The sequence below is a fragment of the Pseudomonas sp. IT-93MI4 genome, assembly GCF_949767635.1.
Classification (GTDB): Bacteria; Pseudomonadota; Gammaproteobacteria; order Pseudomonadales; family Pseudomonadaceae; genus Aquipseudomonas; species Aquipseudomonas putida_A.
In genome coordinates this window covers 63,166-76,602 of sequence record NZ_CATKPP010000058.1, presented here as the reverse complement: position 1 = coordinate 76,602, position 13,437 = coordinate 63,166, and the positions used below count along the sequence as shown (strand labels likewise).

Annotated in this window: 12 protein-coding genes and 1 pseudogene; 12 read left to right on the top strand and 1 reads right to left on the bottom strand. The window is 61.0% G+C overall.

The genetic code is table 11. From position 1 onward, the window contains the following. Positions 1-53 precede the first annotated feature (53 nt). The 5 genes from ribF (at position 54) to ispH (ending at position 5,966) form a co-directional block, all read left to right on the top strand. Positions 54-992, top strand: a complete 939-nt coding sequence (gene ribF, locus ACM6I7_RS26415; protein WP_003228347.1) for a bifunctional riboflavin kinase/FAD synthetase — start codon at positions 54-56, stop codon at positions 990-992. 13 nt (positions 993-1,005) lie between these two features. Further along, positions 1,006-3,837, top strand: coding sequence for an isoleucine--tRNA ligase (ileS, locus tag ACM6I7_RS26410; protein ID WP_027612823.1), 2,832 nt, complete (start codon positions 1,006-1,008; stop codon positions 3,835-3,837). After that, entirely contained in the window at positions 3,830-4,342 is a 513-nt protein-coding gene (lspA, locus tag ACM6I7_RS26405; RefSeq protein WP_007963824.1) for a signal peptidase II, read from the top strand. The genes ileS and lspA overlap by 8 nt, the downstream gene beginning before the upstream one ends. A 7-nt stretch (positions 4,343-4,349) precedes the next feature. Beyond that, on the top strand, positions 4,350-4,787 hold the full coding sequence (fkpB, locus tag ACM6I7_RS26400; protein WP_177325639.1) for an FKBP-type peptidyl-prolyl cis-trans isomerase: 438 nt from the start codon (positions 4,350-4,352) through the stop codon (positions 4,785-4,787). A gap of 234 nt (positions 4,788-5,021) precedes the next feature. Next, complete coding sequence (ispH, locus tag ACM6I7_RS26395) at positions 5,022-5,966, top strand: 4-hydroxy-3-methylbut-2-enyl diphosphate reductase (protein ID WP_097089253.1); 945 nt, start codon at positions 5,022-5,024, stop codon at positions 5,964-5,966. Here the strand turns inward: ispH and ACM6I7_RS26390 are convergent. Continuing rightward, positions 5,923-6,492, bottom strand: coding sequence for a GspH/FimT family pseudopilin (locus ACM6I7_RS26390; protein ID WP_414889554.1), 570 nt, complete (start codon positions 6,490-6,492; stop codon positions 5,923-5,925). The genes ispH and ACM6I7_RS26390 overlap by 44 nt on opposite strands. A 131-nt stretch (positions 6,493-6,623) precedes the next feature. Here ACM6I7_RS26390 and ACM6I7_RS26385 point away from each other — a divergent pair, with 131 nt between their 5' ends. From ACM6I7_RS26385 to thiO, 7 genes and pseudogenes are all read left to right on the top strand, one after another. Continuing rightward, entirely contained in the window at positions 6,624-7,097 is a 474-nt protein-coding gene (locus ACM6I7_RS26385) for a GspH/FimT family pseudopilin (RefSeq protein WP_285376178.1), read from the top strand. Further along, positions 7,094-7,543 (top strand): annotated as a pseudogene (pilV, locus tag ACM6I7_RS26380) (type IV pilus modification protein PilV). The gene ACM6I7_RS26385 and the pseudogene pilV overlap by 4 nt, the downstream one beginning before the upstream one ends. Further along, positions 7,540-8,253: a PilW family protein gene (locus tag ACM6I7_RS26375; RefSeq protein WP_330207123.1), complete on the top strand. Its 714-nt coding sequence runs from the start codon at positions 7,540-7,542 to the stop codon at positions 8,251-8,253. The pseudogene pilV and the gene ACM6I7_RS26375 overlap by 4 nt, the downstream one beginning before the upstream one ends. A 10-nt stretch (positions 8,254-8,263) precedes the next feature. After that, complete coding sequence (locus ACM6I7_RS26370; protein WP_045122842.1) at positions 8,264-8,743, top strand: PilX N-terminal domain-containing pilus assembly protein; 480 nt, start codon at positions 8,264-8,266, stop codon at positions 8,741-8,743. Then, positions 8,730-11,813, top strand: coding sequence for a pilus assembly protein (locus ACM6I7_RS26365; RefSeq protein WP_414889553.1), 3,084 nt, complete (start codon positions 8,730-8,732; stop codon positions 11,811-11,813). Before ACM6I7_RS26370 ends, ACM6I7_RS26365 begins: the two co-directional genes overlap by 14 nt. Positions 11,814-11,828: 15 nt before the next feature. Next, positions 11,829-12,230 (top strand): type IV pilin protein, encoded by a 402-nt coding sequence (locus ACM6I7_RS26360; protein WP_103367293.1) that lies wholly within the window; start codon positions 11,829-11,831, stop codon positions 12,228-12,230. A gap of 58 nt (positions 12,231-12,288) precedes the next feature. Next, entirely contained in the window at positions 12,289-13,389 is a 1,101-nt protein-coding gene (thiO, locus tag ACM6I7_RS26355; RefSeq protein WP_414889552.1) for a glycine oxidase ThiO, read from the top strand. Positions 13,390-13,437 lie beyond the last annotated feature (48 nt).

Sequence of the window (13,437 nt, the reverse complement as noted above, 5' to 3'; positions counted from 1 at the left end):
GTCGACCGTCGGGTGTGGTTATAATCGACCACTTTATGAGCAAGAAGCGCGTTATGCAGCTGGTTCGAGGCCTCCACAACTTGCGCCCCCAGCATCGGGGCTGCGTCGCCACTATTGGCAACTTTGACGGTGTTCACCGTGGTCACCAGGCTATCCTGGCCCGGCTGCGTGAGCGTGCGCTCGAGTTGGGCGTACCCAGCTGCGTGGTGATTTTCGAGCCGCAGCCACGGGAATTCTTTGCCCCGGAGACCGCTCCGGCGCGTCTGGCCCGCTTGCGTGACAAGCTGCAGCTGCTGGCCGCCGAAGGCGTCGACCGGGTGTTGTGCCTGGCTTTCAATCAGCGCCTGAGCAAGCTCAGCGCCAGTGAATTCGTCGATACCATCCTGGTGGACGGTCTCGGCGTGCAGCATCTGGAAGTCGGCGACGATTTCCGCTTTGGCTGCGATCGCCTCGGCGATTTCGATTTTCTGCTGCAGGCCGGCCAGGTCCACGGGTTTACCGTGGAAGCCGCGCAAACCGTCGAGCTGGACGGCATTCGCGTCAGCAGCACTCAGGTGCGCAACGCGTTGGCCGCCGCCGATTTTGCCTTGGCCGAACGCCTGCTCGGCCGCCCGTACCGGATCGCCGGTCGCGTGCTGCACGGTCAGAAACTGGCCCGGCAACTGGGTACGCCCACTGCCAACATTCAACTCAAGCGCCGTCGCGTACCGTTCACCGGGGTTTACCTGGTGGATGTGGACATCGACGGCAAGACCTGGCCCGGCGTCGCCAATATTGGCGTGCGGCCTACGGTCCAAGGTGATGGCAAAGCCCACCTTGAAGTTCATCTACTGGATTTTGCCGGCGATCTGTATGACCGGCGTCTGACGGTGGTTTTCCACCAAAAGCTGCGTGAAGAGCAGCGTTTCGCCTCCCTGGAGGCACTGAAAACGGCGATCAACGCGGATGTCGCCGCCGCCCGTGCACTAGCCGCACCTAGCGCCCATCGCTAATGAAGAGCCTTAAATGACCGACTATAAAGCCACGCTAAACCTTCCGGACACCGCCTTCCCAATGAAGGCCGGCCTGCCACAGCGCGAACCGCAGATCCTGCAGCGCTGGGACAGTATTGGCCTGTACGGAAAGTTGCGCGAGATTGGCAAGGATCGTCCGAAGTTCGTCCTGCACGACGGCCCTCCGTATGCCAACGGCACGATCCACATCGGTCACGCACTGAACAAGATTCTCAAGGACATGATCATCCGCTCGAAGACCCTGTCGGGCTTCGACGCGCCGTATGTCCCGGGCTGGGACTGCCACGGCCTGCCGATCGAGCACAAGGTTGAAGTGACCCACGGCAAGAACCTGGGCGCGGACAAGACCCGCGAGCTGTGCCGTGCCTATGCCACCGAGCAGATCGAAGGGCAGAAGAGCGAATTCATCCGTCTCGGCGTGCTGGGTGACTTCGCCAACCCGTACAAGACCATGGACTTCAAGAACGAGGCCGGTGAAATCCGCGCCCTCGCCGAAATCGTCAAGGGCGGTTTCGTGTTCAAGGGTCTGAAGCCGGTGAACTGGTGCTTCGATTGCGGTTCGGCGCTGGCCGAAGCCGAAGTCGAGTACGAGAACAAGAAGTCCTCGACCATCGACGTGGCGTTCCCGATCGCCGACGAAGCCAAACTGGCCGCCGCGTTCGGTCTGCCGTCGCTGAGCAAACCCGCTTCGATCGTGATCTGGACCACCACCCCGTGGACCATCCCGGCCAACCAGGCATTGAACGTTCACCCTGAGTTCAATTACGCCCTGGTTGATATCGGCGACAAGCTGCTGGTGCTGGCTGAGGAGCTGGTTGAATCCTGCCTGTCGCGTTACGGCGTTGAAGGCTCGGTCATCGCGACCACCACCGGTAAAGAGCTGGAACTGATCAACTTCCGTCACCCGTTCTACGACCGCCTGTCGCCGGTGTACCTGGCCGACTACGTCGAACTGGGCGCCGGCACCGGTGTGGTTCACTCCGCCCCGGCCTACGGTGTGGACGATTTCGTGACCTGCAAGAAGTACGGCATGGTCAACGATGACATCCTCAATCCGGTACAAAGCAACGGCGTGTACGTGCCGTCGCTGGAGTTCTTTGGCGGCCAGTTCATCTGGAAGGCCAACCCGGCCATCGTCGAAAAACTCACCGAAGTCGGTGCGCTGCTGCACACCACCGTCATCGAACACAGCTACATGCATTGCTGGCGCCACAAAACCCCGCTGATCTACCGCGCCACCGCGCAGTGGTTCATCGGCATGGACAAGGAGCCGGTCAGCGGCGACACCCTGCGCGTGCGCTCGCTCAAAGCCATCGAAGACACCAAGTTCGTTCCGGCCTGGGGCCAGGCGCGCCTACACTCGATGATCGCCAACCGTCCGGACTGGTGCATCTCCCGTCAGCGCAACTGGGGCGTGCCGATCCCGTTCTTCCTGAACAAGGAAAGCGGCGAACTGCACCCACGCACCGTCGAGCTGATGGAAGAAGTCGCCAAGCGCGTTGAAGTCGAAGGCATCGAAGCCTGGTTCAAGCTCGACGCCGCCGAACTGCTGGGCGACGAAGCGCCGCTGTACGACAAGATCAGCGACACCCTCGACGTGTGGTTCGACTCGGGCACCACCCACTGGCACGTGCTGCGCGGTTCGCACCCGATGGGTCACGAAACCGGCCCGCGCGCCGACCTGTACCTGGAAGGTTCCGACCAGCACCGCGGCTGGTTCCACTCGTCGCTGTTGACCGGTTGCGCCATCGACAACCACGCGCCGTACCGCGAGTTGCTGACACACGGTTTCACCGTCGATGAGTCCGGCCGCAAGATGTCCAAATCCTTGGGCAACGTGATTGCGCCGCAGAAAGTCAACGACACCCTGGGCGCCGACATCATGCGTCTGTGGGTCGCGTCGACCGACTACTCCGGCGAAATGGCCGTGTCCGAGCAGATCCTGCAGCGCAGCGCGGACGCCTATCGTCGCATCCGTAACACCGCGCGCTTCCTGCTTTCCAACCTGACCGGTTTCAACCCGGCCACCGACCTGCTGCCGGCTGAAGACATGCTCGCACTGGATCGCTGGGCGGTGGATCGCACGCTGCTGCTGCAACGCGAATTGCAAGAGCACTACGGCGAATACCGTTTCTGGAACGTCTACTCGAAGATCCACAACTTCTGCGTGCAGGAGCTGGGTGGTTTCTACCTCGACATCATCAAGGATCGCCAGTACACCACCGGCGCCGACAGCAAGGCTCGTCGCTCGTGCCAGACCGCGCTGTTCCACATCTCCGAAGCGCTGGTGCGCTGGATCGCGCCGATCCTCGCGTTCACCGCCGACGAGCTGTGGCAGTACCTGCCGGGCGAGCGCAACGAATCGGTGATGCTCAACACCTGGTACGAAGGTCTGACCGAGTTGCCGGAAGGCTTCGAGCTGGGTCGCGCGTACTGGGATCGCATCATGGAAGTGAAGGTGGCGGTCAACAAAGAAATGGAAATCCAGCGTGCGGCCAAAGCCGTCGGTGGCAACCTGCAAGCCGAAGTGACGCTGTTCGCCGAAGAAGCGCTGAGCGCCGACCTGGCCAAGCTGAGCAACGAACTGCGCTTTGTCCTGATCACTTCGACTGCCAGCGTGGCACCTTTCGTTCAGGCACCTGCGGACGCGGTAGCCACCGAAGTCAGCGGCCTGAAACTGAAGATCGTCAAATCGGCCTTCCCGAAATGCGCGCGTTGCTGGCATTGCCGCGAAGACGTCGGCGTGAACCCGGAGCATCCGGAAATCTGCGGCCGTTGCGTCGACAACATCAGCGGCGCCGGCGAGGTTCGTCACTATGCCTAACGCCGTTGGCCGTTTCGGACGGTTGAGCTGGCTCTGGTTGAGTTTGCTGGTTCTGGTCATCGACCAGGCCAGCAAGTTCTACTTCGAAGGCAAGCTCGAAATGTTCCAGCAGATCGTGATCATTCCCGATTACTTCAGCTGGACCCTGGCCTACAACACCGGCGCGGCCTTCAGCTTCCTGGCCGACAGCTCCGGCTGGCAGCGCTGGCTGTTCGCCCTGATCGCGATCGTGGTCAGTGCGGTGCTGGTGGTCTGGCTCAAGCGTCTGGGCCGCAACGATACCTGGCTGGCTGTCGCACTGGCACTGGTGCTGGGCGGTGCGCTGGGCAATCTGTATGACCGCATTGCCCTGGGCCATGTGATCGACTTCATTCTGGTGCACTGGCAGAACCGCTGGTACTTCCCGGCGTTCAACTTTGCCGACAGCGCCATCACCGTCGGTGCGGTGATGCTGGCACTGGACATGTTCAAAAGTAAGAAAACCGGAGAAGCCGTTCATGACTGAACAGGTATTGGCTGAGCAACGCATCGGCCAGAACACGGAAGTCACTTTGCACTTTGCATTGCGCCTGGAGAACGGCGACACGGTCGACAGCACGTTCGACAAGGCTCCGGCGACCTTCAAGGTCGGCGACGGCAACCTGCTGCCGGGTTTCGAAGCGGCATTGTTCGGCTTCAAGGCCGGCGACAAGCGTACGCTGACCGTCGAGCCGGAAAACGCTTTCGGCCAGCCGAACCCGCAAAACGTACAGATCATCCCGCGTTCGCAGTTCGTCGACATGGAGTTGTCGCCGGGTTTGCTGGTGATCTTCAATGATGCGGCCAATACTGAGCTGCCGGGTGTGGTGAAAGAGTTCGATGACGCGCAAGTGACCATCGACTTCAACCACCCGCTGGCCGGCAAGACGCTGACCTTTGACGTCGAGATCATCAACGTCAAAGCGATCTGAGTAACACTGCAAAACCACTGTGGGAGCGGGCTTTTGTGGTGAGGGGATTTATCCCCGATGGGGTGCGAAGCGCCCCCGAATCTGATCACCGCGATTCAGAACCGGAAAGCGTTGACTGTTTTGACGATTGCTTCGCAATCGATCGGGGATAAATCCCCTCGCCACAACAGGCTCGCTCCCACAATGTTTTCAACCGTTTTCGCTATTTCTTGCGCGCAAGACACGAGGCACAGCATGCAAATCAAACTCGCCAACCCCCGTGGCTTCTGCGCCGGTGTGGACCGGGCGATCGAAATCGTCAACCGCGCCCTGGAAGTTTTCGGGCCGCCGATCTACGTGCGTCATGAAGTGGTGCACAACAAGTTCGTGGTCGAAGACCTGCGCAGCCGTGGCGCGATTTTCGTCGAGGAACTGGATCAGGTGCCGGACGACGTCATCGTGATCTTCAGTGCCCACGGCGTTTCTCAAGCCGTACGCAGCGAAGCCGCCGGCCGTGGCCTGAAAGTTTTCGACGCCACTTGCCCGCTGGTGACCAAGGTGCACATCGAAGTCGCGAAATACAGCCGCGACGGACGTGAGTGCATCCTGATCGGCCACGCCGGTCACCCGGAAGTCGAAGGCACCATGGGCCAGTACGACGCCAGCAATGGCGGCGCGATCTACCTCGTCGAAGACGAGAAAGACGTCGCCGAACTGCAAGTGCGTGACCCGGAAAGACTGGCGTTCGTGACCCAGACCACCCTGTCGATGGACGACACCAGTCGGGTGATCGATGCCCTGCGCACACGTTTCCCGGCCATCGGTGGCCCGCGCAAGGACGACATCTGCTACGCCACGCAAAACCGTCAGGATGCGGTCAAGCAACTGGCTGACGAATGCGACGTGGTGTTGGTGGTGGGCAGTCCGAACAGCTCCAACTCCAACCGTCTGCGCGAACTGGCCGAACGCATGGCCACGCCGGCCTACCTGATCGACGGCGCCGAAGACCTGCAGAAGAGCTGGTTCGAGGGTGTCGAGCGCATTGGCATCACCGCTGGTGCCTCCGCACCGGAAGTGCTGGTGCGCGGCGTGATCCAGCAATTGCAAGCCTGGGGCGCGACCGGTGCCGATGAACTGGCCGGTCGCGAAGAGAACATCACCTTCTCGATGCCGAAAGAGCTGCGCGTCCGTTCGATCTGACGCTCTTCGCCTTCAGGCACAGCGCCTGCTCAGCCTTTGCGCTGGTCAGGCGCACCCGACCGGTTGCCGCCAGCACCACCTGGCGCTGGCTGACCGGCTCGCGTGCCGAACAGATATGTAATGTCCCTGCCTGAAATGCCCGCCCGGGCATCAGCGGTTGTCCCAGACTGCTGAAGCGCACGTAACGACTGACCGCCCAATTACCGACAATCGGTGTCCGCCCGTCACTCGTATGCTCCACCAGCAGCGGATTGCTGCTGTCCAGCGACCCCTTGCCGCTGATATCCAGAATGATCCGCCAGCCCTGACTCCAGTCGCCATTGATGCCATGGATAACCACGCTCTGATTGCGGGTGATGGCCAGGGTGCGGGCGTTGCGAATGCCCTCAACCAGTGACCGCGCTGCCTGGTCGCGATGGGTCGACTCGGTGAAGGCGGCGAACGCCGGACTGACCAGCGCCAGAACAATTGCGCCAATTGCCAGTCCCATAAGCAATTCGAGCAGGCTGAAACCCTGTTGCGGCATGACGACTCCCTCCGTGGAGCATGAAGCCCGGGGCGATCCTTTTCGCCGGGCAGGGCAAATCAACCGACGCAGGCCGGTTGAATGTTCTAGTTTGTAGAAGCAGGTATAGCCGACGGCAACGGAGGGCATCGATGGATCTTCGTACAAAAGGTTTCACGCTGCCCGAGTTGTTGGCTGCGGTAGCGGTGATGGTGATCCTCATCACCCTGGCGGTGCCGGGTTTTACCCGCTCGATCCAGAGCAGCAAGGCCGACACGGAAATGGGCGACCTGCAGCGCGCCATCAACTACGCGCGGCTGGAGGCGATTGATCGCGGCGTGACCACACGCTTGCGCCCGAGCGCCGGCGGCAGCGTGTGGACCGGCGAATTGTCGGTCTACGACAGTACTGGCACACCGGCCAATGTATTGCGGGTTGTTCCAGCGATGAGCAGCGGCGCGACTCTGACGCTACCCTCAGGAGTGACCGCACTGGATTTCAATAATCTGGGCGGTCTGGCGGCGCCGTCGACGGCGGTGGCCATCAGTTACGTGTTGGGCACACAAAGCAGGACGCTGAACGTGTGTCTGAATGGACGAATTCAATTGGGTGGAAGTTGCGGATGAGGGCAGGGAGCACATAGGCACAGGAGGGCATGTCGCTGATCGAGGTGCTGGTCGCGTTGCTGATTCTGACCGTTGGCATATTGGGCGCGGCAGCTGTTCAAGTGAATGCGCTTAAGTACACCGACAGTTCGCGGATGACCAGTCAGGCGAGCTTTATCGCCTACGACATGATGGACCGCATCCGCGCCAACGCCGCCGCCGATTACACGGTGACACCGCCGACCTCGGGCAACCTCAGTGTCGCCCGCGATCAGGATCTCTACGATTTTACCACCAACATCGTCAATTTCGGCGGGCCAACCGCCACCGGCACGATCGCCCGCAATCAGCGGGTGTACACCATCACCATCAACTGGAATGACTCACGGGCCGCGAATGCCACCGGTACCACGCGCAGTTTCGTCCTGACCAGCCGTGCAACGGTCGATCCGGTGGCCACGCCATGAAGCATGATCAGCGGGGGTTCGGCCTGATCGAAATGCTCATCGCGCTAGCGCTTGGGCTGATCATCGTACTGGGGGTGGTGCAGACGTTCCTTGCAGCCAAAAACACTTACGTCAGCCAGAACACCGCCGCTGCGATGCAGGAAGACGCACGTTTTGTCCTGAGCAAGATGATTCAGGAACTGCGCATGGTCGGCATGTTCGGCTGTCTGGGCACGATTACTGACGCGAGCTCGGCGGGGGATTTCAACGCGGCGCAGATCATCCCGATCAGTTGGGACAACAGCAACCTCAAGCTGACTCTGGTTACCGCCGATGTCGGCGGCAGTGGTGGCACGCCGACCTGGACGGTGGTCTCCGATTGCCGCAACAGTGCCACGGCCTATACCGGGTTGCGGGCGGCAGCGAGCGGGCAGATCGCTTTTCCGATCCGCCGCTTGATCTACAGCTTCAGCAACAACCAGATTCTCATGGGCACCGGCAGCGGTACCCCGACCCAACAGGTGCTGGTGAACAATGTCAGTGCGTTCAGCGTCATGTTCGGTCTGGCGACGTCCGCCACTGACGTCGCGGCGTCCTCCTACAGCGCCAACCCCAGTGACCCGGCGCGCATCCGCAGTGTGCGCCTGAGCCTGACCCTCACCGACCCGAACAACCGGGTGGCCAATCAAACCTTCAATGTGGTTGCCGCTTTGCGCAACCGCTTGCAGTGAGGCCGGAATGATGAGGATCACGTTCAACCAGAGGCAAACCCAGCGCGGCATGGTGTTGCTGGTCAGTCTGGTGTTTCTGTTGCTGCTGACCTTGATCGGGCTGTCCTCGATGCAGAGTGCCAACCTGCAGGAGAAAATGGCCGGCAGTGTCAGCCTGCGCAATCAGTCGTTCCAGACCGCCGAGGCAGCGTTGCGCATCGGCGAGAGTGCGGTGCAACTCGACAGTTATTCGCTGGCGGTGTGTGCCAGCGCCACGCAATGTGCGCCGCCAGCGGAGTCTTCTGTGGTCAGTGCGGCGGGGCTCAATTCGACTTCCGGCGTAACGTGGGTCGCAGCCGGTAACGGCTTTTATGGTGTACAGAACATTGGCACCACCCTGACGGCGGTCAACGTGCCGAGCAACACTTCGGCGACGCTGTATCGAGTTACGGCAGTCGGTATCGCCGGTACCTCGCGCAGTGTGGTGGAGAGCGTCTATGCGAAGTATTAAGCGCTGCTGGACGTTATTGACCGGCATGCTGCTGAGCTTGTATCTGGCGGCACCGGCCTACGCGTTCACGCCGTCCGACTCGCCACTGTTGAGCGCTGCAGCGGTGTCGCCCAACGTGATGTTGCTGATCGACGATTCCGGCAGCATGAACAGCATTATTTATGCGCCAGGATTCGATCCCGGCGTCGATCGCACCCCCGCCCGGCAGTGCAACGCGTTGCTCGGACTGTGCCTGAGTTCTACTGCCATCACTGGCGATCCGGTGTTTCTCTCGAACCTGCCGACCTCCGGTTGCTCCGGCGGCGCCTTCGCCTTCTACAACAACAGCGTCGCGCCGCTGTGCCTGAAACTGCCGGATCCGGTGGGTGGCGGCAACACTCGCTACACCGGGGATTACATCGCCTATGTGGTCGGGCTGGCGATCAACAACGGCACCCGTGACTTCACCACCGGGGCGATTCCCAACGACTATCGGATCAACGTGGCGCGCAACGTGTCCACCGCGCTGGTCACCAGCAACCGTACCCTGCGTATGGGCCTGTCGACTTTCAATCCGGTCACCAGTAACAACTCGGGCAATGGCGGATATATCGCGCGATCGATCAGCGACCTGTCACCGGTCTCCGGCAGCGTGACCCAGGCGCAGGCCGACGCCAACTACAACGCGCTGATTTCTTCGATCAACGGTTTGAGCGCCGTGGCCAATACGCCGCTGGCGGAAACCTATTACGAAATCACCCGCTACATGCGTGGCATGGCGCCGTACTACAACAGCACGCCGACGACCTACACCAGCCCGATCCAGTACCGCTGCCAGAAGAACTACGGCGTGGTGATCACCGACGGTCTGCCGACTTACGACCGCACCTTCCCGAGCAATGATCCGCTGGGTGGCAGTCGCCTGCCGAACTGGGACGGTATCAACAATGACGGCAACAACCTCAATGGCGATAACGAGGGTGACACGCTGTATCTGGATGACATTGCCAAATTCGCCTTCGACATCGACATGCGTTCCACGGGGACTGACGCCGCTGGCAAAAGCTGGAATGCCGTGGATTTTCCCAAACAGAACATGAACACCTACACCGTGGGTTTTACCGCCGACAACGACATGCTGTCGGACGCCGCCGCTTACGGGCAGGGCAGGTATTACCAAGCCACCGACAGCGCCGGTCTCAACACCGCGCTGTCCTCGGCGTTGAGCGACATCACTTCCAAGGCCGGTTCCGGCGGCAGCGGGGTCACCAGCGGTACCACGCTGGCCAGTGGCACCAGTTATTTCCAGACCAGCTACGATCCCAAGGACTGGCGCGGGACGATCAAGTCTTTCGGCTTCACCTCGGCCGGCGCGGTGAATACTTCGACAGCCCTGTGGACCACCGATACCACGATCGTGCCGGGCGCGACCGCTCCAACCTATCAATCGTGGAACACCTCCAGTAACGCCGCCGTCACCCTGGCCTATGGCAACTTTTCCGCAGCCCAACAGACGACGCTCAGCCAGAGCCTGCCCACCGGTATCAGCGGCAGCGATCTGGTGGAGTGGAGCAAGGGCACCAACAAGACCGGGCTGAAAGTGCGCAGCGTATTGCTCGGCGACATCATCAACTCGCCGCTGGTGCTGGCCTCGCCCAGCGACAAAACCGCCTCCGACCTTTCGGGTGACACCACCTACACCACGTACCTGACCACCAAAGCGGCGAACATGAATTCGAATCTGGTGGTGAATGCCAACGACGGTTTCGTCAACGTGATCAACTCGGCTAACGGCACCCGGCGTTATGCCTACATGCCGTCCAGCGTGTTGCCGTCGCTGCGGCTGATTGCCGACCCGGCTTACATCAATGGCGTCAGCCACAAGTTTCTGGTGGACGGCCAGGTCGGGGTCTACGACCTTCAGTTCAACAGTGCCTGGAAAACCGTGGCCATCGGCGGTACCGGTGCTGGCGGCAAGACTTTCTATGCGCTGCAACTGTTCGACGCGTCGGCGGGCAATGTGCTCAATGCCCTGTGGGAAGTCAGTGCACCTGCCACGGCTAACACCGCCAACGCATTCAATGATCTGGGTTACGCCTATGCCCGGCCGGAAGTGGCACGCTTGGCCGATGGTCGCTGGGCGGCATTCATTGCCAATGGTTATGGCAGCAACTCCGGGGTGGCGGCGTTGTATGTTCTGGATGTGCGTGACGGTTCGTTGATCAAGAAGATCGTGATCGACAGCACCGAAACCACCAATGGCCTGTCGTCGGTGAAGCTCAAGGTCAATTCGTCGAACGTGGTGCAGGCCGCTTACGGCGGTGACCTGAAAGGTCGCTTGTGGAAGTTCGATCTGAGCGCGACATCGACTGACAGTTGGGGTGTAGCGTTTTCCGGTAAACCGTTGTTCACCACGGCAGGCGGGGCGACTCAGCCGATCACCGCGCAGCCGCTGCTGGCGGACAATTCGCTGGGGGGCAAACAGATCTTCGTCGGCACCGGCAAATTCAACGAGACCGCCGACAAGACCAACAAGGATTTGCAGGCGTTCTACTCGGTGTGGGATGCCGATGGCGGTTCCGGGCAGTTGACCGTCAGCAGTTTGCAGGCGCAAGCAGTGACCGGGGTGTTCTCCGGCAGCACCGGGCAGTTCATCACCACCAGCCAGAACGACACGACCTATCCGGGGGAGAAGGGCTGGTACCTGCCGTTGGTGTACAACAACGTGCTGACCGGCGAGCGGGTGATCAATCAGGCCAGTCTGGTGCTCGGACGCATCGTGTTTACCACCGCCAGTGTCGACACCACCGACCCGTGTGCCAGTTTCGGCACCGGCAAACTGGTCGAACTCGATGCGTTCAGCGGTAAGATGCTCAACTACGCGGTGCTCGACACCAACGCCGATGGCGTGGTCGACAGCAACGACACGATTTCCAGCGGCGTGGTGTTCACCGGCGGGATCCCCACCCTGAACGCCATCGTCAATGGCGCGACGCGCAAGATCGTCAACGATTCCAGTGGCACCGTCACCACACTGGTGGAAAAATCCGGCGGCGGCAGCCGTCGTATCATGTGGCGACAAATACAGTAAGTGAGAGTTTGAGGCATGCGCAGATTCAACCGAGGTTTCACCCTGATCGAAATCATGATCGTGATTGCGATCATCGGGATCATCATCACCATCGCCGCACCGAGCTACACCGAATACCTGAAAAAGGGCCGGCGCGCCGAAGTGGTGTCGCTGCTCTCGGAGCAGGCGCAGAGCCTCGAACGCTTCTATACCAAAAACAACGTCTACACCGGCATCACTGGTCTGAGCACGGGCAATGATTTCTACACCATCACCCCGACGATCGCTGATCAGACCTTCCTGCTGACCGCCACACGCAAGGCTGGCACTGCCATGGCCACCGACAAGTGCGGGGACTTCACCCTGTCCAACACCGGCGTCAGAAGCATGAACAACGCTACCACCGGGCTGACCACCAAGGATTGCTGGGGCCGCTGAGGTACCTTCTTAAGGGCGTCTTTTTGCGCCCACTGTCTTTTTTACGGTTGGATCAAACATGACCAGGCAACAGCAAGTGGTGATTGTCGGTGGCGGGGTGATTGGCCTGCTGACCGCCTACAACCTCGCCTCCGAAGTGCGCAGCGTGGTGCTGCTGGATCGCTCGAACGTCGGCCAGGAATCGTCCTGGGCCGGCGGCGGTATCGTTTCACCGCTGTACCCGTGGCGCTACAGCCCGGCAGTCACCGCGCTGGCGCATTGGTCGCAGGATTTTTATCCACAGCTGGGCGAGCGGCTGTTTGCCGATGCCGGGGTTGATCCCGAAGTGCACACCACCGGCCTGTATTGGCTGGATCTGGAGGATGAAGCCGAGGCGCTGGCTTGGGCCGAGCGGGAAAACCGTCCGCTGCGGGCTGTTGATATCTCGGCGGCGCACGACGCAGTGCCGGTGTTGGGCGGCGGGTTCTCCCGGGCGATCTACATGGCCGATGTGGCCAATGTGCGTAACCCGCGTCTGGTCAAATCATTGAAAGCCGCTTTGCTGGCGCTGCCGAACGTGACGATTCACGAGCAATGCGAAGTCAGCGGGTTTGTTCGCGAAGGCGAGCGGGTGGTTGGCGTCGAGACGTCCAAAGGCGTGATCAGTGGCGATCAGGTGGTGCTGACGGCCGGGGCATGGAGCGGTGATCTGCTCAAGACGCTGGACCTGATGCTGCCGGTGGAGCCGGTCAAGGGCCAGATGATTCTCTACAAATGCGCAGCGGATTTCCTGTCGAGCATGGTGCTGGCCAAGGGGCGTTATGCGATTCCGCGTCGCGACGGGCACATTCTGATCGGCAGTACGCTGGAGCACGAAGGCTACGACAAGACGCCGACCGATGTCGCGTTGCAGAGCCTCAAGGCTTCGGCCGTCGAGCTGCTGCCGGCGCTGGCGGAGGCCGAAGTGGTGGGGCACTGGGCCGGTTTGCGCCCGGGCTCGCCTGAGGGAATCCCGTATATCGGCCGCGTGCCGGGGTTTGAGGGGGTGTGGCTGAACTGCGGGCATTACCGCAATGGCCTGGTGCTGGCGCCGGCGTCGTGTCAGTTGTTTGCCGATATGATGTTGGGGCGTGCGCCGATTATCGATCCGGCGCCGTATGCGCCTGCAGGTCGCATTTAGTCAGATATTTCTCTGTAGCCTGGCAGATCGCTTTCGCGAGCAGGCTCG